The organism is Cognaticolwellia aestuarii (assembly GCF_002000025.1).
Classification (GTDB): Bacteria; Pseudomonadota; Gammaproteobacteria; order Enterobacterales; family Alteromonadaceae; genus Cognaticolwellia; species Cognaticolwellia aestuarii.
Map to the genome: position 1 here is coordinate 697,945 of NZ_MUZV01000001.1, position 23,453 is coordinate 721,397.

The following is a 23,453-nucleotide window of genomic DNA, read 5'->3' on the forward strand; positions in this document are numbered from 1 at the left end:
CTATGACAATAGAAAATGAATATGACTCGGCAAGTATAAAGGTACTTAAAGGCTTAGATGCAGTTCGCAAAAGACCAGGGATGTATATAGGTGATACCGATGATGGCACAGGCCTACATCACATGGTATTTGAGGTGTTGGATAACTCAATTGATGAAGCTCTTGCAGGCCACTGTAGTGATATTATTGTTAAAATTCACTCAGACGGTTCGGTATCTGTAAGAGATGATGGACGAGGAATTCCAACTGAGCTCCATCCTGAAGAAGGTGTTTCAGCTGCTGAAGTTATTATGACAGTACTTCATGCCGGTGGTAAGTTTGGTGGTGAAGACTCTGGATATAAAGTATCAGGTGGCTTACATGGTGTAGGTATTTCGGTTGTAAACGCTTTAAGTAGTAAGTTAAAGCTAAATATCCGACGTGATGGTAAGTTGTTCGAGCAACACTACCACATTGGCATACCACAAGAGCCGCTAAAGGTAGTTGGCGAAAGTGATAAAACCGGTACAGAAGTAAGATTTTGGCCGAGCGAAGAAACCTTTTCAGATGTAGTATTTCACTTTGACTTATTAGTGAAAAGAATTCGAGAATTATCATTTTTGAACTCAGGTGTTTCAATTCGTCTTATTGATGAGCGTGAGGAAGGTAAAGAAGAGCACTTTCATTTTGATGGTGGTATTCAAGCATTTGTCGATTATTTAAATACCAATAAAACACCAGTTAATGAGGAAATATTTTATTTCGATTTAGCGCGTGAAGATGGCATTGTTGTAGAAGTAGCAATGCAGTGGAATGATGGCTTCCAAGAAAACATCCATTGTTTTACAAACAATATTCCACAAAAAGATGGCGGAACGCATTTAAGTGGTTTCCGGACTGCATTAACCAGAACCTTGAATAGTTATATGGTTAAAGAAGGTTTAAACAAAACCAAGAAAGGTGGAAATACAGAAACTAATGCTTCAGGCGATGATGCTCGTGAAGGCTTAACTGCTGTAATTTCTGTAAAAGTACCAGATCCTAAGTTTTCATCACAAACAAAAGATAAACTTGTCTCTTCAGAAGTTAAAACTGCAGTAGAACAAGCTATGGGTGAGAAGTTAGGCGAATACTTATTAGAAAAGCCAGCCGTTGCCCGTACCATTATTATGAAAATTGTTGATGCTGCACGTGCTCGTGAAGCTGCACGTAAAGCTCGTGAAATGACACGTCGTAAAGGCGCGTTAGATATTGCAGGTTTACCTGGTAAGTTAGCTGATTGTCAGGAAAAAGATCCTGCCTTATCTGAACTTTATATTGTGGAAGGGGACTCTGCTGGCGGTTCAGCCAAGCAGGGACGTAACCGTAAAAACCAGGCAATACTACCATTGAAAGGTAAAATTCTGAACGTAGAAAAAGCGCGTTTTGATAAAATGATATCTTCACAAGAAGTGGGAACGCTAATTACAGCACTAGGCTGTGGTATTGGTCGTGACGAATATAACCCTGATAAATTGCGTTATCATAGCATCATCATAATGACCGATGCTGATGTCGATGGTTCTCACATAAGAACGCTATTACTAACTTTCTTTTATCGTCAGATGCCTGAAATAATGGAACGTGGTTATATTTATATTGCTCAACCACCACTTTATAAAGTGAAAAAAGGTAAGCAAGAGCGTTATATTAAAGATGATGAAGGTTTGACAGAGTACTTAACTACACTTGCATTAGAAAATGCTGAAATACATGTTAATGAATCAGCGCCAGCATTATCTGGCTTAGCTTTAGAACAGCTAGTTAAACAATTCCGTAAAACACATGAAACAATTAAACGCGTTTCTCGTTTGATTCCTGCCGATATTTTAGAAAAAATGATTTACGGTGAAATTATTGAAACCGAAGATTTCAAAAATAAAGCTAGAGTTGAAAAATGGACAGCCAATTTACTTAAACAGTTAGAAGACCAAGATGGTAACGGTTCTATCTATACTGTTGAAGTGAAACAAGACCAAGAACGAAATGTTTATTACCCAAGCTTCAATGTTCGTAAGCATGGTATTGATACTCTTTATGATTGTAATTATGAATTTATTGATTCGAAAGAGTTTGCAGCAATACAAAGCTTGAACAAAGCTATCAATGGTTTAATGGACGAAGGAGCTTATGTTAAACGTGGTGAAAAGGTTAAACCTATCACTGAGTTTGAAGAGGCGCTGAATTGGTTAATGGCTGAATCAAAACGTGGTCAATACATTCAACGTTATAAGGGTCTTGGAGAAATGAATCCAGATCAATTATGGGAAACCACTATGGACCCAGAATCACGTAGAATGCTACAAGTAACTATTGAAGATGCTATCGCAGCTGATCAATTGTTTAATACACTTATGGGTGACCATGTAGAACCACGTCGTCACTTTATAGAAGAAAATGCACTTAAAGTAGCTAACTTAGACGTCTAGCTTTTTAAAATTTAAAATATAAATGCCCGATCATCAAATCGGGCATTTTTGTTTGTAGCCATTGTATATATCCAAACCATTTCAAGGTGAAGTCTTTAGTTGAAATGTAGGTCTTGAATGTTATGGGTATACCTAATGGAATAAATTTCAAACATCTAGGCAAGTACACTAGGCTAATAAACTGACAGTCGGTATAATTAGCCTTATTTGACACAATATAACCATAGAATCGGATTGTTATGAGTACGTTTAATGTAAAGACCTTTCAAGGACTAATATTGCAGTTGCAAGACTATTGGTCACGTCAAGGCTGTGTAATAGTTCAGCCATTAGATTTAGAAGTAGGGGCTGGGACATTCCACCCAATGACTTTTTTACGTTCTATTGGACCTGAGCCGATGAGTAGTGCGTATGTTCAACCATGTCGTCGTCCTACAGACGGCCGCTACGGTGAAAACCCCAATCGCTTACAACATTACTATCAGTTTCAAGTAATGTTGAAACCATCACCAGATAATATTCAAGAATTATACTTGGACTCTTTGAAAGAGATGGGGATAGATCCGCTAGTACACGACATTCGATTTGTTGAAGATAACTGGGAATCACCAACCTTAGGTGCCTGGGGACTTGGCTGGGAGATTTGGTTAAATGGTATGGAAGTTAGTCAATTCACTTATTTCCAACAAGTAGGTGGTATTGAATGTGCACCAGTTACCGGTGAAATTACTTACGGCCTTGAGCGTTTAGCTATGTACATTCAAAATGTAGATAGTATTTATGACTTAGTTTGGACTGATGGCCCAATGGGTAAAGTACTTTATGGTGATGTATTCCACCAAAACGAAGTAGAACAATCCACATATAACTTTGAACACGCAGATGTTGCCGATCTATTCAAAACCTTTGACCAATGCGAAGCCGTGAGTCAAAAGCTAATTGAAGAAGGTTTAGCATTACCTGCCTATGAACAAGTTATGAAGGCTTCTCATGCTTTTAATTTACTGGATGCTCGTCATGCAATTTCAGTAACAGAACGTCAACGTTATATTTTACGTGTTAGAACTTTATCTAAAGCATGTGCACAAGCTTATTATGCAACACGTGAAGAACTGGGCTTTCCGCTTTGTAAAAATAATGATGCCAAAGGCACTTCAGTTGAGGGGCAATCATAATGACAACAGAAACATTATTAATTGAATTGGGTACGGAAGAGTTACCCCCAAAATCGTTAAAAACATTAGCGGTAACTTTTCATGATCAAATTAAAGCACAATTAGATACAGCAAAGCTTTCGTATACTGACATTCATTGGTATGCGACACCTAGACGCTTAGCGGTTAAAGTAAATGGTTTAGTTGCTAGCCAAGCAGATAAAGCAATTGAGAAACGTGGACCAGCTGTTAATGTAGCATTTGATGCTGAAGGTAAAGCAAGTAAAGCCGCAGAAGGCTGGGCACGATCAAATGGCATTACTGTTGCAGAAGCTGAGCGTTTAGTTACCGATAAAGGTGAATGGTTACTACATAAAACAGTAGAGCAAGGTAAACATATTGAGCAGTTAATACCTGACATGGTTAATCAAGCGGTAGCAAAATTACCGGTACCAAAGCCTATGCGTTGGGGATCAGGAAGAACACAATTCATTCGTCCTGTACATACATTGACTATGCTCTACGGTGAAAAAATTATTGCCGGAGAAACATTAAACGTAAGTGCCAATAATGTTGTCACTGGTCATCGCTTTCATCACGAAGGTTTAGTGCACATTGATCATGCTGATAATTATGAAGCAATATTACGTGATGCGTATGTTGTTGCTGATTATGAAGAACGTAAAAAAACGATTTTAGAACAAATTAATAATGCAGCGAAAGAAATAGACGGTATTGCTTTACCAGATGAAGAGTTACTTGATGAAGTAACCTCATTAGTTGAATGGCCTGTTGTGTTAGTCGGAAGCTTTGATGAAGAGTTTCTTAATGTTCCAGCTGAACCACTAATATACTCAATGAAAGATCATCAGAAATACTTTCCAGTAACAAATACTGAAGGTAAGTTATTGAATAAGTTTATTTTTGTTTCAAATATTGCAAGTAAAGATCCAAGCCAAGTTATCAAAGGCAACGAAAAAGTTATTCGTCCTCGGTTGGCTGATGCTGAATTTTTCTTTAAAACTGATAAAAAACAAACACTTGAGTCTAGATTAACAAGTTTAGAATCAGTTTTATTCCAAAAGCAGCTTGGTACTGTCAAGGCGAAGTCAGAGCGCATTGCCAGCTTGAGCGAATTTGTTGCAGAGAAAACAGGTGATGATAAAGCGCTAGCTTACCGTGCTGGTTTGCTTAGTAAAACCGATCTAATGTCAGATATGGTACTTGAATTTCCACAAGTTCAGGGCACCATGGGTAAATACTATGCCCAACATGATGGTGAACATGCTGACGTTGCCCAAGCATTAGAAGATCAATACCGCCCACGTTATGCGGGTGATTCTTTGCCAGAGCAAACTATTGGCTGTGCTGTTGCAATCGCTGACAAGATCGATTCTTTAGTCGGAATATTTGGTATTAACCAACCGCCAAAAGGTGATAAAGACCCATTTGCACTTCGTCGTGCTGCAATTGGTTTGATTCGAATAATTATTGAGAAACAATTAAATCTTGATATTGCCGAATTAATCACAAAAAGTGTCGATTTATATCAAGATAAATTATCGAATGACGATGTTGCAAAACAAGTTTTAGATTTTATCTCTGGCCGGTACCGTGCCTATTATCAAGATCAAAAAATAGCGATTGATGTTATTCAAGCTGTTTTAGCCAACGCACCGTCTAAGCCACTAGATTTTGATAAGCGTATTCACGCTGTTACCCATTTTAAAACGTTAGCTGAATCAGCAACATTGGCGGCAGCTAACAAGCGTGTAGGTAATATTTTAGTGAAGTTTAAAGGTGAGTTATATTCTGAATTTAAAGAAGAATTAGCATCTGAAGCTGCTGAACAAGAGCTTGCTGAAAGCTTCGCTAAAGTTAAGGTGAAGGTAGTACCATTGATGGCTGCTAAAGATTATCAGAATGCATTGGCTGAGCTTGCAACATTAAAGCAACCAATTGATAACTTCTTCGATAACGTTATGGTAATGGCTGATGACGAAGCGGTAAAAACTAACCGTTTAACCTTGTTAAGTGAAATTCGTGATAGTTTTTTTGCTATTGCGGATATTTCATTATTGCAATAAAGATCAGTTACAGCGGTATTATTATAGCTATTTTATAATATAAGGTTATTTTTTAGCTTAATACGACAAAAAGGAATGCTCAGGCATTCCTTTTTTTTTGTGATATTTTCAGGATAATAGCAAGAGGTGTTATGTAGCGCCGATAGTTTGCCTAGTTAGGGTTTAAAGTTTACTAACACAGTGTGGCTAACATCGAAAAGTTTCACCTAAATGACGAAAACTAAGATGATAATATGCCAAAAGCAAAACATACTTAATTATATATGAGTTGTTATTTGAAGCAGCAGAGCATTTGTTAAGATTGAATAGTAACAAATGCTATGGGGATAAGAGAAAGTCTGAGTGGGTTAAGCCATGCCTTTTTTGATAACGTATTGGAAAGGTAACTCTTTCACCTGTTGGCTGATGAGTTGATGTTCCATAAAACGACAAAAACTTGGTATATCTCTTGCGGTTGAAGGGTCATCAGCGCTAACTAACAGCGTTTCACCAACTGATATTTGACGAATTTTTTGTCGTACCATCATTACCGGCTCTGGGCAGCGTAATCCTATTGCATCTAATTGATGATCAGTGTCTGGAAGTGTCATAGTTATTAAAGTTAACTTGCTAGAGAATATATTGCTGCTAATTTTAAAGCCTATTTACACTAGCGCAACCCCAATATGAGGATAATTAAGTGACTGTATTAACAATTTAATAGATAAATATGGTGAATAGACTTGCTTTGTCACGTTAGGAGTGAATAATTGAACTACGCTTATTTTTTCAAGGTCACCCAATGCCGTTAGGTAGTTTCCGATTTCTAAAAAATATATTACTGAGTGCTCTGTTGGCGAGCACAGCAAGTTTTGCAAATGATGAAAACTTACAGCGAAAAACTTTTTTGCAAGCAGAAAAGCAAGTGTGGAATAGTGGCTCTGCAACATATGAAAACTTATATAATCAACTGCACTATTACCCTCTGCAACCTTATTTAGATCAGAAACGTTTGATGACAAAAATTAATTTGTCATCAACGGCGGAAATTAACGATTTTCTAAACAAGTATGAAGGCACACCATTAGATTGGCCATTGAGAAAAAAATGGCTTAACTATTTAGCTAAGCGTAATAAGTCGGTACTTTTTCAACGCTTTTTTAAAGCAACCAGTAATGTCGAGTTAACCTGTCAACATTACTTATTTCAATTAAAGTCTGGCGTTGTTGCCGAAAAAATACTACCAAAAGTTACACCACTTTGGCTGGTTGGTAAGTCTCAACCTAAAGTTTGTGATCCACTCTTTAAAAAGTGGCAACAAGCGGGCTATCGCACGAATGACATTATTTGGCAACGTATCGTATTATCCGCTGATGGCGGTAAGCACACCTTAATTCCTTATTTAACTCTGTTGCTACCCAAAAATGAGCAGTACTTAGCTGAACTTTGGCATAAAGTACGTCGCAATCCTGCTTATATAAAGCGGTTGGCAAAATTTAAGCATAAAACTCCAAGAGAAGCTGAGATTGTTGCTTACGGTTTAAAGCGTTTAATATGGCGCGCACCACAACAGGCTATCGATACTTATGCTTTAGCCAAAACGTTACTACCATTTACAGAGCATCAGCAACAGCAAATTACTTTAAAGTTTGCTTTGGCATTAGCGAGTAAAAATCATGTCGATGCAGCCGGTTGGTTAGAGCAAGTTGCTGACAAACACTTTAATAGTAACTTAACCCAGTGGTACATAACTGATGCATTACGGGATCAAAATTGGCAAAATATTAAAGCCAAATTGGAGGCATTACCTGAAATTGCCCAAAAAAGTTTAAAGTGGCGATATTGGTATAGCAGAAGTTTACTGGCAACAGGTGAGTTAGAAGTCGGAAATAAACTTTTAAATGAACTGGCTGAAAGTCGTCATTACTATGGTTTTTTAGCGGCCAGTTACTTAAATAAGCCGGCTAACTTTCAGAATATGCCCCTAAATGTTAGTGCCGATGAAAAAGCATTGATTATTAAAAGCCCTGAAGCGAAAAGAGCCTTTGAGTTGTTTGCTATTGGTCGGTTTCATCACGCACGTCAAGAATGGAACTATTGGTTATCTAAACTCAATAAACGAGATAAGTTAGTCGCTTCGAAAATTGCAAATGAGATGCAGTGGTATGACAGAGCAATATTTACCTTAGCCAAGGTTGGCTATCTTGATGATGTTGATTTACGTTTTCCATTAGGCTTTGAAGATGAGATTAAACATTATGCGGGCGATCAAAAAATTAACTCAGCATGGGCATTTGCTATTGCTCGGCGTGAAAGTTCATTTATGTCTGATGCTAATTCATCTGCAGGTGCTAAAGGTTTGATGCAAATAATGCCTGGTACGGCAAAGCAATTAGCGCGTAAAACAGTTTCGAATCAATATTTGTTTGATGCTAAAAATAACATCAAATTAGGTACTAAATATTTACGAAAGCTATTAGATCGTCATGATGGCAATTCTGTGCTTGCAACCGCAGCATATAATGCTGGTCCTCATCGAGTGAAAACGTGGCTAAAAAATGCTGAATCGCTACCTGCAGATGTTTGGATTGAGACGATTCCTTATAAGGAAACACGAGAATACGTTAAAAGTGTTCTAGCATATCAACAAATATATCAGCACAAAGTAGGGCAGACGGCTTCGTTATTTGATCAAATTATTGCTATGAATATAAATGAGTAGCAAATATATATTGGTGCCACTTCATATTGAAGTATCCTAGGTATAAGGATTATCATATCGCGCTAAACGCGGTATAATTAAAACAACAAGAAATTTAGAGAGTTACCAGATGAATACACTAGCGAGTCACTATCCAGCTCATGTTGCTGAATTACAAAAAAGAACTAAAGCTGTATTAACAAGAGAGAACCTTGAAGGTTTAGTTATTCATTCTGGCCAAGAGATTAAGGCTTTTTTAGACGATAACAGCTATCCATTTCGTGTTAATCCTCACTTTAAAGCTTGGTTACCTTTAGTTGATATTCCTAATTGTTGGCTATTGGTGAATGGCAGCGATAAGCCAACGCTAATTTATTACCAACCGGTTGATTTTTGGCATAAAGTTATTGAGTTAGCTGATAGCTACTGGAATGAGTTTTTTGATATTAAAGTTCTGGCTAAAGCTAGCGAGGTTGATAAGCTACTGCCTTATGACAAAAAAAGCTTTGCTTATATTGGTGCTCATATTGAAGTGGCAAAAGCGTTAGGCTTTGAACATATCAACCCTGAGCCCTTGATCAATTATTTACACTTCCATCGTGCTTATAAAACATCATATGAGCAAGAGTGCATGCGTCGTTCTAACGCTATTGCAGTTAAAGGCCATAAAGCAGCAAAGGCTGCCTTTTTTGATGGCGCTTCAGAGTACGATATTCAACATGCTTACCTTAAAGCGACACAACATGTTGAAAGCGAAACACCTTATGGCAATATTGTTGCCTTGAATCAAAACACTTCTATTTTACATTACACCGCGTTAGATCGTGATGTACCGCAAGCGCATCGTTCTTTTTTATTAGATGCTGGCGCCAATTTTCATGGTTATGCTTCGGATATAACACGTACTTACTCTTTTAAGTGCGATAGGTTTGCTGAACTAATTACTCGCATGGACAGTTTGATGCTAAATGCGGTTGATGGCTTAAAGCCTGGGCTTAGTTACGTTGATCTGCACATTGCAACATATCGTGAAATAGGCAAAGTACTAAAAGAGTTTAATTTTATTAATGTCGATGTTGATACGGCGGTCGATAGCGGCATAATTTCAACTTTCTTCCCACATGGATTAGGGCATCACTTAGGCTTGCAAGTTCATGATGTTGGTGGCTTTATGGCTGACGAACGTGGTACTCACGTAAATACCCCTGAGCAGCATGCCTTTTTACGAACATCACGTATCATAGAAAGTAACCAAGTTTTTACGATTGAACCTGGACTTTATTTTATCGATTCATTGCTTGCTGATTTAAAACAATCTACGAATGGTAAAATGGTTAACTGGCAAGCAGTAGATACGATGCGTCCATATGGCGGTATTCGAATTGAAGATAATATTATTGTTCACCAATCACACAATGAAAACATGACACGAGACTTTGAATTAAATTAAGCGAATAAATAAGTGTCAACACCATATGAAATAGCGGCTGAAGCGGTAATTGATGAAACAATTGTCACACGCAGTCGCTTTATTTGCTACCTTAACCCTTGTACCAGTGCCGCTGATGCTAAGGTTTTTATCAAAAGCTTACAAATTATACATCCACAGGCCAGTCATCATTGTTATGCTTTTATTGCTGGCCGACCTGAAAATAGTCAGTTATATGGATTTTCTGATGATGGTGAACCATCTGGTACTGCGGGAAAGCCGATGTTAAGTATGCTAATAGGCAGTCAAATAGGGGAAGTTTGCGCTGTTGTTGTGCGATATTTTGGAGGCACTAAACTTGGCCCTGGCGGATTACAGCGAGCGTATGGTGGCAGTGTTAAGCAAGCATTGGCGCTTTTACCGACAAAAATTAAAATTCCTATGGTACGTAAAACACTAGCGTGTCAATATAACCAGATGAATGATGTTTTGTACTATCTAGGGCAGTTTGGTGGTGAGATTATTCAACAAGACTACAATGAAAACATTGTCTTAACATTGTCATTACCAGACGAAAAGCTTGCGCTTTTCCAGCAGCAATTACAAACAATGTCTGCTGGGCAGTTAACACTACAACCGACAACTAAAAAGCAACAATAAACTACCGTGCAATTTAAAAATATCATCCGAATATTAGGCTTACTCGTCGCTTTATTAAGTGTGACAATGTTACCGCCAGCTTTTGTTTCTCTCGTTTACCGTGATGGTGGCGGTGTTTCTTTTTTAATGTCCTTTGTTTTTTGTCTGATCGCGGGATTACTGGCTTGGTATCCTTATCGTGCTGAAAAAAGTGATTTGAGAGCACGTGAAGGCTTTTTAATTGTTGTTTTGTTTTGGACTGTTTTGGCAAGCTTTTCTGCGGTGCCACTATTGCTATTAGATGAGCCTAATCTGTCTGTTGCCGATGCATTTTTTGAGTCCTTTTCAGGGCTGACAACAACTGGAGCAACGATTTTAACTAAAATTGATGGTTTGCCGCATGCTGTGTTGTGGTATCGACAGCAATTGCAGTGGTTAGGAGGCATGGGGATTATTGTTCTCGCTGTGGCTATTTTACCTATGCTCGGTATTGGTGGTATGCAATTATACCGTGCAGAAATGCCAGGCCCAGTAAAAGACTCCAAAATGACCCCGCGCATTGCTGATACTGCAAAGCACTTATGGATGATTTATGTAACGTTAACTGTTGCTTGTGCTTTGTGTTATTGGGCTGCAGGCATGAATCTTTTTGATGCTATTTGTCATGCGTTTTCTACTATCGCGATTGGTGGCTTTTCAACTCATGACTTGAGTATGGGTTACTTTGACAGTCCATTAATTAACTTTATCTGTGTATTCTTTTTATTGGTTGCAGGGGTAAACTTTGCCCTACATTTTGCGGTAGTTAACAGTCGATCTTTACGAAGTTATTTTTATGATTCAGAATTTAAAGCCTTTTTAAGTATTCAGTTGGTGTTAACACTGATTTGCTTTGTTGTTTTGATGAGCTTTAATGTTTATCAATCTGGTTTTGAGAATTTTGAGCAAGCACTTTTTCATGCGGTATCTATTGGTACTACTGCTGGGTTTTCCGCAGCATCAGCTAATGAAGCTTCCTTTGCTAATTGGCCTACGCTGTTGCCGATATTATTAATATTTTCAAGTTTTATAGGGGGTTGTGCGGGGAGTGCCGGTGGTGGTATGAAAGTGATCAGAGTTCTGCTCCTTTACCTTCAAGGTGTTCGAGAACTTAATAAATTAGTACACCCAAAAGCGGTATTTACAATTAAATTAGGTAAAAAGGCCTTACCCAACCGTGTTGTTGAAGCAATCTGGGGCTTCTTTTCTGCCTATGCCGCTGTTTTTGTGATTTGTATGCTATTGCTTTTAGCTGCCGGTATGGATGATATAGCTGCATTTACTGCTGTGGCCGCTTGTCTAAATAATTTAGGTCCTGGTTTAGGGCAGGTTGCCGCAAACTTCGCTGATATTACCGACTTTAGCAAGTGGGTGTTAGTTGTTGCAATGCTATTTGGGCGCTTAGAAATTTTCACCTTGCTGGTATTATTCACACCAGCATTTTGGCGAACATAATCTTTTTTGTTCGGGCTGTTAGTCAGGTTGAATGCTTAGAAGAATGTTATCGCATCTAATTGGAATAAGGCTTCAACATCGTTGATATAACGTTTATTCACTAAAAATAATATCACATGATCTTCAGCTTCAATTTTCGTATGTGAATGGGCAATTAGCACTTCATCATTACGTACAATTGCACCTATAGTTGTCCCAGGTGGTAACTTAATTTGCTGGATACTTTTACCAACAACTTTAGATGACTTTTCATCACCTTTAGCAACAATCTCTAGCGCTTCTGCTGCACCGCCACGTAAACTGTAAACATTATTAATATTGCCTCGGCGAACGTGGGTTAATAAGGCTGAAATTGTTGCATGTTGTGGAGACACTGCGATATCGATATTGCTACCATGCACTAAATCAATGTATGCACTTCGCTGAATTAGCACCATGGCTTTACGTACACCTAAACGTTTGGCGAGTAGTGATGACATAATATTTGCTTCATCATCATTCGTCACAGCAATAAAAACATCAAATTGATCAATGTGCTCTTCCATTAATAATTCTTGATCAGAAGAGTCACCAGCAAAAACTAAGGTATCATTTAATTCAGAAGCTAAATGTGCAGCACGTTTAGCTGAGTGTTCTATTAATTTAACTTGGTGATTTTTTTCTAGTAGCCGAGCTAGGCCTGCACCAATATTACCACCGCCAGCGATCATTATTTTTTTATAGGGCGCTTCTAGTTTTTGCAATTCATTCATTACTGCTCGAATATGAATGCTCGCGGCAATAAAGAACACTTCATCATCAGCTTCAATAACCGTCGTACCAAGTGGCCTTATTGGTTTACCGTTTCGATAAATGGCTGCAACACGAGTATCAATATTCGGAATATGTTCACGTAGCGTAGATAGGGCATGACCGACTAATAAGCCGCCATAATAAGCTTTTACGGCAACTAAGCTGACTTTACCTTCAGCAAACTCTAATACCTGCAGTGCTCCGGGGTAATCAATCAGTCGGGCAATATCACGTGTTACGAGTTGCTCTGGTGCAATAACATGATCAACAGGTATGTTCTTATTTTGAAAAAGCTCTTTTTGATACTTTAGTATTTTACTTGAGCGAATTCGGGCAATTTTATTAGCGGTATTAAATAACGAATAACATATTTGGCAGGCGATCATATTGGTCGCATCATCATTGGTTACCGCAACAATAAGTTCGGCATCTTCGGCACCTGCTTGTTTAAGGATATCTGGGTGAGAGCCATGGCCAGTAATAACACGCAAATCCATTTTATCTTGCAATTCACGTAGAGTTTCACTGTTGGTGTCAATCAGAGTGATGTCGTTTTGCTCACCAACGAGGTTTTCAGCTAATGTTCCACCAACTTGTCCTGCACCAATAATTATTATTTTCATTTAATATTGCTTTTATTGTTGTTTTTACAGTGATTTTTTAATTAGCTTAGCGTAATAAAAACCATCCATTGAATTGTCATTGGGTAATATTTGCCAGCCAATATCATTAACCTGATCGGTTATAGCGATATGCTCAGCATCAGGGTTGTCATTAATAAAGCGCTGAACTTGTTCACTATTCTCCTCAGGTAAAATACTACATGTTGCATATAGCAAAGTACCACCAGGCTTCAACAAAGACCATATGTTTTTGAGAATATCCTGCTGTAGCTCGGTTAGGGCGCTAATGTCTTGGCTTTTTCGTAACCATTTTATATCAGGGTGACGTCGAATTACCCCGGTACCAGAGCAAGGTGCATCAAGTAGTATGCGATCAAATAATTTTCCGTCCCACCATTTCTCAGGTGTTGCCGCATCAGCAGCGACTACATTGGCTTGTAAGTTTAATCGTTGTAAATTCTCTTCCACTCGCACTAGGCGCGAGGCTTCTATATCAATAGCGGTCATTGACTTTATTTGAGGACTGTACTCGAGAATATGACAGGTTTTTCCGCCAGGAGCAGCACAGCAGTCAAGGACATTATCACCAGGTTGGCAAGCAAGTAAAAGAGCAGCTTGTTGTGCTGCTCCATCTTGAACTGATACCCAACCAAGTTGGAAGCCAGGTAACTTATTGACATCAATAGCTTCTGTTAGTCTGATAGCCCCAGATATTTTATCAACTAGCAAGTGTTCAATTTTTTCATTAGTAAGTAAAACTAAATACTCATCAACACTATGGTGTAGCTGGTTTACTCGTAACCACATAGGTGGACGCTGCATATTGGCGTTTAATACTGCTTGCCACTGTTGAGGGTAAGCGCTTTGTAATTTTTTAATAAACCAAGAAGGGTGGTTAAAAGCTACGGCGTCGGGCAATTTGTTAGAACTGGCTTGATTATCTTGAGCGGCTTGCTGACGTTGAAAGTTTCGTAATACGCCGTTAATCACACCCTTTAAGTGATCACATTTCAAAGGTTTACAGGCCGAAACTGTTTCATTAAATGCAGCATGGTCGGGAATTCGAGTATATTTTATTTGGTATATACCCACTAACATTAAAAAATGACCAACGCGCTGTTTACCGGTTAATGGTTTTTTAATGAATTCACGAACGTCATATTCTAATTCAGGTAGATGCCTTAATACTCCATAGCAAAGTTCCTGCAGTAAGCCTTTATCTTTACCCTCGATTTTAGCTAGTTGCTGGGGTAACTCGTCAGCTAAACTCCGACCTTTATCGACCACGGCAAAAGTGCATCGGGCAGCTAATGCTCTAAGGTTTGCAGCCATAATTACTGTTGCCCTTGTGTTGTTTCTAGACCATTTATTGAGCCACCTGGCGCAAACCAATCCGCTTTCCCGTTTAATAAATCGGCAACAGCCATGGCTTTTTTCCCTGGTAATTGAATAACCTCTAACCTAAGAGCGCCGTCAAGGGTTGCGACAACAATACCTTGTTTATCTGCGCTAAGAATATTACCTACACTTTGTTCATGCTTGATATCAAGTGCACTGGCTTGCCATACACGTATACGATGCAGCTTACTACCATCATTAAAAGTAAATTGTGTTACGGGCCAAGGTATATAGGCTCTAATTTTACGATCTAGTACCTTAGCAGGTGATTGCCAGTTTAATTCTGCGTCTGCTTTGTCTAGTTTAGCGGCGTGGGTTGCTAGGTTGTCGTCTTGTGGCTGGCGTGTGTAAGAACCTTTAGCCATTAGGGTTAAGGTGTCTATTAATGCAAGAGGTCCAAGCTTGGCTAGCTTGTCATATAAACTCGCACTGGTATCTTCCTGCGTGATATCACATATTGAGGTTAATATCATATCGCCGGTATCCAAACCTTTATCCATCTGCATTATGGTTACGCCCGTTTGAGCATCACCTGCTTCTAAAGAGCGTTGAATGGGTGCAGCTCCGCGCCATTTAGGTAGAATAGAACCGTGAACATTAATACAGCCTAATCTTGGCGTTTCTAGTATCACTGTTGGGAGTAATAAACCGTATGCGACTACAACCATAACGTCTGCTTGATAACTTGCTAATGCCGTATGTGTTTCTTGCGCTTTAAAGTTTTCAGGTTGTTCAACTGGAATATCGTGCGCTAAGGCTAAAAGTTTAGTTGCACAAGCTGTTAGCTTTTTACCACGACCGGCTGGCTTATCAGGCGGACAATATACCGCAACTACATTGTGATCTGATTGCAATAGTGCTGCCAAATGTTGGGCGGCAAAGTCTGGGGTACCAGCAAAAATAATATTTAATGGTTTAGTTACAGCGTTGGACAATGGAGTTTCCTGAATACAAGTGAGTTATTTAAAAGACAGTTTTTACGCGTTTGCATTATCTAAACGCGCTTCTTTCTCTAGTTTCTTTTTAATGCGCTGACGTTTAAGTGGCGATAAATAATCAACAAATAGCACACCATTAAGGTGATCAAGTTCATGTTGAATACAAATAGCTAATAGCTCCTCACCATCTAAGCTGAATGCTTTACCATTTTCATCAAGCGCCGTAACGGTAACATCGACACTACGGTCGACTTTCGCATAACAGCCAGGTACGGATAGACAACCTTCCTCATTAATCAGCGTTTCATCACTTTTGCGGGTGATTTCAGGATTAATCAGAACATAAGGTTTTTCTTTGTTTTCTGAGACGTCGATAACAACAATTCGTTGGTGAATATTAACTTGAGTTGCCGCTAAGCCAACACCATTTTCAGCATACATGGTTTCGAACATGTTATTGATAATAGTACGGATTTCATCGTTAACTTCAGTTACTGGTTGTGCTTTAGTTCTCAATCTCTCATCAGGAAATCGTAATACAGGTAAAATAGCCATAAATTTTCAAAAGAATTCGCGAAATATCGCATAGAGTGTTATGTTTCAATTTTAGCCATTAATTGAAATTAATCATAGTGGTTTAGGATAAAACCTATAATAATAGGCAGATTAACATGCTAATAAGAATTTTTTCGCTAATACTTGGCATTTTTATGTCGCTGTCTTTATTGGCTAATGAGTTAACATTAAAGCCTGATGCTCCAAAGTCCTATATTGTAAAAAAAGGTGATACCCTTTGGGATATATCTGGTATTTTTCTTAACCAAGCTTGGTTGTGGCCAAAATTATGGCGCCTTAATCCTGAAATTAACAACCCTCATTTAATTTACCCTGGTGATGAACTACGTTTAGTTTTTGATGCACAAGGTCAACCCATGTTAGTCAAAGGTAAGCCTGAGCTAAAATGGTCACCTAAAGTTCGTCAGCAATCAAAAAATCAAATGCCAATTAATACCTTGCCTCTGCAGGCTATTGCGCCTTATATTCGCTATGACAGTGTAAAAACATTAGCTGATTTGGAACATCTTCCCTATATTATTGGTAGTGATAAAGGTTATAAATCTAGCCTCGATGGCTTTAAAGCTTATGTAAACAATGATCTTATTATTGGTCAGAGCTATGCTATTTATCATAAAGGTAGCGCTATTGTTGACCCCGTCACAGCAGAGAACCTAGGTTATAACATCGTACTTGTTGGTACTGGGAAAGCAGTAGAACGTGGCGATATAAGCAAGAAGCTGCCAAGTACGCTTTATATTGATGGTGTAAAACGTGAAATCCATTCTGGAGCCTTTGTAGTGCCAGTAAATGACGAGCAGCAGTATCCTGCTGTTTTTACTATGCGGGCCAGTGCTAAAAATACTAAAGGTCTTATTATTAGCTCTGTCACAAAACTGCGCGAGTTTGCTAAATTTGATGTGGTAATGATAAACCAAGGAACGAAACAAGCGGTTCAAGCTGGCGATGTATTGACTGTTAGTCGAAAAAGTCCAGCTGTACTCAACACTGATAGTGGTCCTGAATATACGCATAATACTTCGCGTTGGAATCGAATAGGTGGTGATAATCGTGCTGATTATGACATGCCTACTGAGAATATTGGTCAAGTGATGGTTTTTAAAGTTTACGATAGTGTAAGTATGGCGCTAGTTATTCGCTCAGAAAAAGCATTACGTGTGCTTGATGGCGTTATAGCACCATAATATTTATAGCTAGTCACTTTTAAGGAGAAGACGGTGACAGATACTAGCAATAATAAGGCAGTAACTGAGCTAACTTCTTTGCATTATTGGCTAGCGGTAAAAGCTATTCCACGACTAGCGAGTCATAAAAAAATTGCTTTAGTGAGTAAATTTGGCTTAAAAGCATTATTTACTCAGCAGGTCAGTTTAAGTCAATCGGGCCTTACTGGGCCGCAACGTGCGGCGATTAGTTCACCTGACTGGCATAGTTTTACTAAAATAATTGCTGAATCAGAGCGTTGTCAAAGTAAAGTCATTGCTTATGATGATCCTGTATACCCTTCATTATTGAAAGAAATCTATGATCCTCCGTTAGTGTTATTTGTCCGTGGCAATGTCGAATTATTATTACTTCCCAAAATAGCCATTGTTGGTAGTCGTAATGCTAGCGTCTCTGGCCGAGAAATTGCCCATAAATTAGCTGGGCAATTAACGGCACAATTTGTAGTAACCAGTGGCTTAGCGCTAGGTATTGATGCTCAGGCGCATCTAGGCGCTTTGCATCAAGCCGGTTATACCATTGCGGTTGTTGCTACAGGCTTAGATATGACTTATCCCGCTCGACATAGAAAACTACAACAAGATATTATTGAAAATAAGGGGTTAATTATCAGTGAGTTTGCTCCTGGTATAGCACCTAAAGCTGGGCATTTTCCGAAACGAAATCGCTTGATCAGTGGCTTAAGTTTAGGCGTTTTAGTGGTTGAAGCATCATTAAAGAGTGGCTCGTTGATCACTGCACGCTGCGCGTTAGAGCAAGCGAGAGAGGTTTTTGCGGTACCAAGCTCAATTTATAACTTGCAAGCAAAGGGTTGCCATTGGTTAATTAAACAAGGTGCTAAACTTGTTGAGACTATTGCCGATATAGAAGAAGAGTTTGAAGATGTTATTAGTGATAGTCTAAACTTAGGTAGAAACAATGAAAAAGCTAGTTCGATAGAAAAAAATGAACCACAGGACTTGTTTAACGATCCAATGTTAGCTAGTGTGGGATACGAAGTCACCCCGGTAGATATGGTGGTGTCTCGGAGTAAACTACCCATAAATGTAGTACTAACTCGATTAACAGTGCTTGAATTGAAAGGTCTTGTATCTGCGGTGCCAGGGGGCTACCTTAAATTAAATAGGGGCTAGTTATGTTTGATATTTTGATGTACCTTTTTGAAAATTATATTCATAGTGAAGCCGAAGTAATGGTAGATCATGATTTACTGACGGATGAATTAACCCGTGCTGGTTTTCACCAAGATGAAATATATAAAGCTCTTGCATGGCTGGAAAAACTTGCGGCCTTACAAGATACTGAAACTTATCCATATTTGACCCGAGTGGGCAACCAGTCGGTTAGAATTTATACCAGTGAAGAAAGTCAAATTCTCGATGTAGAATGTCGGGGTTTTCTTATGTTTCTAGAACAAGTGAATTTATTAGACTTTACTACCCGTGAAATGGTTATCGACCGAGTAATGGAGCTAGACACTAAGTTTTTCTCTATTGATGATTTAAAGTGGGTAGTGCTAATGGTGCTATTTAATGTTCCAGGTAAAGAAAGTGCTTACTCTCAAATGGAAGATTTAATATTTGATGAGCGGGAAGGACCATTACACTAGCGTTACGCAGCCATTAACTTGCTTGAAAATTACACTACAGTTATATGATTAAAATATGGCATAATATGCACTTAATTTTTTAGGTGCATTTATTATGTCAAACCCCGAAAAACCGCTATTTTCACGCCATGAACATGCCTTAGAAAAAACGACTGAAACTTGCCCGCAATGTGACTCTGAGTTAGTTATTAAGCACAGTAAATCAGGCTCATTTTTTGGTTGTGTTAGTTACCCAAACTGTCAATATACTCGGCCTGTTGTCGAACACGAACGGGTTGATGATAAAATACTTGTTGGAAGTGAATGCCCTGAATGTGGCAATGAACTTGCGGTTAAGCAAGGTCGTTATGGCATGTTCATTGGTTGTACTAACTATCCAGACTGTCATCATATTGTTCATGAAGATGATAATGCTATAGCAGAGCAAGATGTTACTTGCCCGCAATGTAAGAAAGGGCACCTACAGTCAAAAACTAGTCGATTCGGTAAAACATTTTATGCTTGCGATAGTTATCCTAAATGCAAGTTTGCTGTGAATCATCAACCTGTAGCCGGTGAATGTGAAAAATGTGGCTTTGGTTTGTTGCTAAAAAGACAAATGGCAGCTGGTGAGAAGTTACAGTGCGCTGCTAAATCTTGCGGACACTTTCAAAAAATATAACGGTTGCTATTATGGCTAAATAAAAAGCCAGTGTTTTACTTCTGGCTTTTTAATCATTAATTTTAGCTGCTTAAACTGTTTTGGTAGCCGGCGATATAAGGCTTAAGTTCATCAAATGCTGCTTCTGGTAATAAATTAGCTAATAGCATTAATCGTGAGGCTAATTGCGCTTCAGATTTACCTGAAACATTAATATGTCCCATCTTACGACCTGCTCGTTTGCTTTTTCCATACCAATGTAATTTTGTGCTTGCGACGTTTAATATCTCGTTAGGTACGCTGTCTTCACCTAAGATATTGATCATAGCGGTTGGGCGAATTAATTCAGTGCTACCTAATGGTAAGTCACAAACTGCGCGTAAATGATTCTCGAATTGACAAGTATCTGCGCCTTGTTGTGTCCAATGCCCAGAGTTATGCACACGAGGAGCAATTTCATTAACCAATAATTGTTCACCAACTTGGAAAAATTCAATCGCTAACACACCAACGTAATCTAATTCTTTAGCAATGCTGTCAAATACTTGTTGCGCTTGTGTTTGTAATATCTCATTTACGTGAGTGGCAATAGATACACTTAACACGCCTTTACTGTGATGATTTTGAGTCAGAGGGTAAACAAGGGTATTACCTTGACTGTCGCGAACACCTACTAAAGAGACTTCACGATCAAATGGCACCATTTGTTCTGCGATAACCGCATGTTTTACGCCTTGCTCCCCACCATCGAAAAAAGCTTTAATATCAAGCCAAACCTCTTCAGCTGTGGTTTTATCTTTTAAGCGCCACTGGCCTTTACCGTCATAGCCAGCGAGAGCACTTTTTAAAATTAAAGGAAAAGATAGTTGATTCAAAGCTTGATCAAAGTCGGCTTTAGTTTCGATAATTTTGTGTTGTGCATTGGCTACAGCACACTGAGTTAGCAAGCTTTTTTCTAAACGTCTATCGCCACCAACTTTAATCGCTTGGCTTGCAGGTCGTAACTTTCCTGAAGCTTGGCACGTAGCAAGTGTTTGGTGGTCGATATGCTCAAATTCTGCGGTGATAAAGTCAGCAAACTCTATACCTTGAGCTAAGTCATTAAATATAATGTTACTTGTTAGTGGATCGACGACATTGCCAGAGCTAACGTCGAAAGCTCTGATATTAATATTCAAGGGCTTGACTGCTAATGCCATCATTCGAGCCAGTTGGCCTGCACCTAATACTAAAACATTCATTTAGTTAGCCTTATTGTGCAGGGTTTGGGTTGTCAAGAATGGTTTGTGTTTGTTCAGTTCTAAATTTTTCAACCGCCGCTTGCACAGCAGGGTCAGTGAGGCCGATGATTTGTGCGGCTAATAGACCTGCATTTGCGGCGCCAGCTGTACCTATTGCCAAAGTACCAACAGCAATTCCTTTTGGCATTTGAACAATAGAGAGTAAAGAGTCTTGGCCGCTTAAGGCTTTCGATTGAACAGGCACACCTAAAACAGGCAGACTGGTATATGCAGCGGTCATACCGGGTAAGTGTGCAGCGCCACCAGCGCCACCAATAATCACTTGAATGCCACGGGCTTTGGCGCTTTCAGCATATTCAGCAAGTAAGTGAGGCGTTCTATGTGCTGAAACTACTTTTGTTTCATAAGGAACGTTAAATAAATCTAACATATCAGCAGCGTGCTGCATTGTCGGCCAGTCCGACTTTGACCCCATGATAATTCCAACTTTCATATACTTAGTGCCTTTTGATGATGTGATTTTAAACCTAACCTTATATTAATAGAGTGAATGCTTTCTCTGATATTATTTAACGATTAGGCGAAATTTAGCTCAATATTATAACGTGTTTAAAAGTATTCTGAAATGACAAATCTTGCACGGCATTCATATAACAGTATTAAATACCACGGATGTAGACCAAAGGATGATTTTTTAATTTTATTATCCGCGTATTATTATTTTCATGTGTAGGCTAAATATAATTAAGGTGACCGTACTTTACTGGTTTAAACAATATCTAAATTATGTATTGTTTAAATTGCTATCTACAAGGTTACTTCGATAAGTAAGTGAGGAAAAGCATGAGTAATATTTATGACCAAGGTTTAGATAAGGTTGTTGCTAATAGCCAACCATTAACGCCAATTAATTTTTTAAATCGTACTGCGGATGTTTACCCTGAAAAAATAGCGATTATTCATGGCAAGCAAAGAATTACTTATGATGAGTATCGAAAAAATGTTCGTCGTTTAGCCTCTGGATTAATTAAACATGGCGTAAAGCCGGGACAAACCGTTAGCATTATGGCGGCAAATATTCCTGCTTTTCTTGATGCCCACTATGGCGTGCCTTTAACTGGGGCCGTGCTAAATGCGATTAATATTCGCCTTGATGCTGAAAACATTGCTTTTATTATGGATCATGGTGAATGTGATGTCTTGCTTACTGATACTGCGTTTTCTGGTGTTATTAAACAAGCATTGGCACTTTCTAAGCGACAACCTCTCGTTATTGATATTGATGATATTGAAGGTCCTGGTGGTGAACGAATTGGTACCATGGAGTATCAAGACTTATTAGCGCAAGGAGATGAAAACTTTGTTGAATCTCACGTTGATGATGAGTGGCAAGCATTAGCGCTAAATTATACTTCAGGTACAACGGGCAATCCAAAAGGTGTCGTTTATTCTCATCGCGGGGCTTACCTTAATGCGATTGGACATAATTTTATTTGGCCAACAGATAGTAATACAGTTTACCTGTGGACTTTGCCTTTATTTCATTGCAATGGCTGGTGTTTTCCTTGGACTATTGTGGCAGTTGGGGGCACGCAAGTTTGTTTAAGACAGGTTGAGGTTGGCGCAATTGTCAATGCGATGATCGAACATAAGGTGAGTCACTTCTGTGGAGCGCCTATTGTACTTAATATGATTTTAAATGCTGATCAAAGCTTACTAACCCAATTGCCTCAAAATATTAAAGCCATGACGGCTGGCGCTCCACCACCTGCGGCCGTCATTAAAGGTATCGAAAGTTTAGGTATTGAAATTACACAAAGCTATGGCTTAACTGAAGTATATGGGCCTTGTGTAGTTAGTGAGTGGAAAGATGAATGGAATGCGTTAAGTGCTGATGAACGTGCGGCATTAAAAGCACGTCAAGGTGTAAGGTATCCTACTCAGGAAGAAGTTGATGTACTTAACCCCGACACCATGGAACCCGTTCGCTCTGATGGTGAAACTATCGGTGAAATAATGTTTCGTGGTAATACTACGATGAAAGGCTATTTGAAAAATGAAAAAGCCACAGAAGAAGCTTTTGCAAATGGTTGGTTTCATTCCGGTGATCTAGCGGTTAAGCACCCTGATGGTTATATTGAAATTCGTGATCGTTCAAAAGATATTATTATTTCTGGCGGAGAAAATATCTCCTCCGTTGAAATAGAGGGCGTGTTGTATATGCATCCCGCTATTTTAGAAGCGGCTGTTGTCGCGAAGAAAGATGAAAAGTGGGGTGAAACACCTTGTGCATTTATTTGTTTGAAGCGTGGGCAAAGTCTCTCAGAGCAAGATGTTATTCAACATTGTCGAGATCATATGGCAGGCTTTAAAGTACCTAAAACCATTGTTTTTAGTGAGCTACCAAAAACATCGACCGGAAAAGTACAAAAATTTGTTCTAAGACAAAAAATTAAAACATTATTTGAATCAGCATAAAGCG

The 23,453-nt window shown here is 38.8% G+C and carries 19 protein-coding genes; 12 read left to right on the forward strand and 7 right to left on the reverse strand.

What is annotated here, in order from left to right; translation table 11 throughout:
• The first annotated feature begins 2 nt into the window (after nt 1–2).
• The 3 genes from gyrB to glyS all read left to right on the forward strand — a co-directional run bounded on the left by gyrB (nt 3) and on the right by glyS (nt 5,688).
• A complete protein-coding gene (gene gyrB / locus B0169_RS03160; protein ID WP_077284473.1) occupies nt 3–2,447 on the forward strand; it encodes a DNA topoisomerase (ATP-hydrolyzing) subunit B in 2,445 nt (814 codons plus the stop codon).
• Nucleotides 2,448–2,686: 239 nt separating this feature from the next.
• On the forward strand, nt 2,687–3,622 hold the full coding sequence (gene glyQ, locus B0169_RS03165; protein ID WP_077284474.1) for a glycine--tRNA ligase subunit alpha: 936 nt from the start codon (nt 2,687–2,689) through the stop codon (nt 3,620–3,622).
• Nucleotides 3,622–5,688 carry a glycine--tRNA ligase subunit beta gene (gene glyS, locus B0169_RS03170; RefSeq protein WP_077284475.1) on the forward strand — a complete coding sequence of 689 codons (2,067 nt, stop codon included), beginning with the start codon at nt 3,622–3,624 and terminating at the stop codon, nt 5,686–5,688. The genes glyQ and glyS overlap by 1 nt, the downstream gene beginning before the upstream one ends.
• A 347-nt stretch (nt 5,689–6,035) precedes the next feature.
• On the opposite strand, the gene tusA is transcribed toward glyS, so the two are convergent.
• Complete coding sequence (gene tusA, locus B0169_RS03175; protein WP_077284476.1) at nt 6,036–6,278, reverse strand: sulfurtransferase TusA; 243 nt, start codon at nt 6,276–6,278, stop codon at nt 6,036–6,038.
• Between the two features lie 191 nt (nt 6,279–6,469).
• On the opposite strand from tusA, the gene B0169_RS03180 reads away from it, so the two are divergent.
• The 4 genes from B0169_RS03180 (at nt 6,470) to B0169_RS03195 (ending at nt 11,930) form a co-directional block, all read left to right on the forward strand.
• Nucleotides 6,470–8,389: a transglycosylase SLT domain-containing protein gene (locus B0169_RS03180; RefSeq protein WP_077284477.1), complete on the forward strand. Its 1,920-nt coding sequence runs from the start codon at nt 6,470–6,472 to the stop codon at nt 8,387–8,389.
• Nucleotides 8,390–8,498: 109 nt separating this feature from the next.
• Nucleotides 8,499–9,818, forward strand: coding sequence for a Xaa-Pro dipeptidase (gene pepQ, locus B0169_RS03185; RefSeq protein WP_077284478.1), 1,320 nt, complete (start codon nt 8,499–8,501; stop codon nt 9,816–9,818).
• A 12-nt stretch (nt 9,819–9,830) separates the two neighbouring features.
• Complete coding sequence (locus B0169_RS03190; protein ID WP_077284479.1) at nt 9,831–10,457, forward strand: YigZ family protein; 627 nt, start codon at nt 9,831–9,833, stop codon at nt 10,455–10,457.
• 6 nt (nt 10,458–10,463) lie between these two features.
• Nucleotides 10,464–11,930 carry a TrkH family potassium uptake protein gene (locus B0169_RS03195; RefSeq protein WP_077284480.1) on the forward strand — a complete coding sequence of 489 codons (1,467 nt, stop codon included), beginning with the start codon at nt 10,464–10,466 and terminating at the stop codon, nt 11,928–11,930.
• Between the two features lie 35 nt (nt 11,931–11,965).
• On the opposite strand, the gene trkA is transcribed toward B0169_RS03195, so the two are convergent.
• Genes trkA through def form a run of 4 tightly spaced genes read right to left on the reverse strand, consistent with a single transcriptional unit; the run spans nt 11,966 to nt 16,236 of the window.
• Nucleotides 11,966–13,345, reverse strand: coding sequence for a Trk system potassium transporter TrkA (gene trkA, locus B0169_RS03200; RefSeq protein WP_077284481.1), 1,380 nt, complete (start codon nt 13,343–13,345; stop codon nt 11,966–11,968).
• A gap of 24 nt (nt 13,346–13,369) precedes the next feature.
• On the reverse strand, nt 13,370–14,677 hold the full coding sequence (gene rsmB / locus B0169_RS03205) for a 16S rRNA (cytosine(967)-C(5))-methyltransferase RsmB (RefSeq protein ID WP_077284482.1): 1,308 nt from the start codon (nt 14,675–14,677) through the stop codon (nt 13,370–13,372).
• A 2-nt stretch (nt 14,678–14,679) separates the two neighbouring features.
• Nucleotides 14,680–15,678, reverse strand: coding sequence for a methionyl-tRNA formyltransferase (gene fmt, locus B0169_RS03210; protein ID WP_077284483.1), 999 nt, complete (start codon nt 15,676–15,678; stop codon nt 14,680–14,682).
• Nucleotides 15,679–15,720: 42 nt separating this feature from the next.
• Complete coding sequence (def, locus tag B0169_RS03215; protein ID WP_077284484.1) at nt 15,721–16,236, reverse strand: peptide deformylase; 516 nt, start codon at nt 16,234–16,236, stop codon at nt 15,721–15,723.
• A 116-nt stretch (nt 16,237–16,352) separates the two neighbouring features.
• On the opposite strand from def, the gene B0169_RS03220 reads away from it, so the two are divergent.
• The 4 genes from B0169_RS03220 (at nt 16,353) to B0169_RS03235 (ending at nt 19,751) form a co-directional block, all read left to right on the forward strand.
• Nucleotides 16,353–17,441, forward strand: coding sequence for a LysM peptidoglycan-binding domain-containing protein (locus B0169_RS03220; RefSeq protein WP_077284485.1), 1,089 nt, complete (start codon nt 16,353–16,355; stop codon nt 17,439–17,441).
• A gap of 33 nt (nt 17,442–17,474) precedes the next feature.
• Entirely contained in the window at nt 17,475–18,614 is a 1,140-nt protein-coding gene (gene dprA, locus B0169_RS03225; protein WP_077284486.1) for a DNA-processing protein DprA, read from the forward strand.
• Between the two features lie 2 nt (nt 18,615–18,616).
• Nucleotides 18,617–19,090, forward strand: coding sequence for a DUF494 family protein (locus B0169_RS03230; RefSeq protein ID WP_077284487.1), 474 nt, complete (start codon nt 18,617–18,619; stop codon nt 19,088–19,090).
• A gap of 94 nt (nt 19,091–19,184) precedes the next feature.
• Nucleotides 19,185–19,751, forward strand: coding sequence for a DNA topoisomerase family protein (locus B0169_RS03235; protein WP_077284488.1), 567 nt, complete (start codon nt 19,185–19,187; stop codon nt 19,749–19,751).
• A 62-nt stretch (nt 19,752–19,813) separates the two neighbouring features.
• Here B0169_RS03235 and B0169_RS03240 read toward each other — a convergent pair whose 3' ends face one another.
• A complete protein-coding gene (locus tag B0169_RS03240) occupies nt 19,814–20,971 on the reverse strand; it encodes a 5-(carboxyamino)imidazole ribonucleotide synthase (protein WP_077284489.1) in 1,158 nt (385 codons plus the stop codon).
• Nucleotides 20,972–20,981: 10 nt separating this feature from the next.
• A complete protein-coding gene (gene purE, locus B0169_RS03245; protein ID WP_077284490.1) occupies nt 20,982–21,464 on the reverse strand; it encodes a 5-(carboxyamino)imidazole ribonucleotide mutase in 483 nt (160 codons plus the stop codon).
• 350 nt (nt 21,465–21,814) lie between these two features.
• Between purE and B0169_RS03250 the strand changes: the two genes are divergently transcribed.
• On the forward strand, nt 21,815–23,449 hold the full coding sequence (locus B0169_RS03250; RefSeq protein WP_077284491.1) for an acyl-CoA synthetase: 1,635 nt from the start codon (nt 21,815–21,817) through the stop codon (nt 23,447–23,449).
• Nucleotides 23,450–23,453 lie beyond the last annotated feature (4 nt).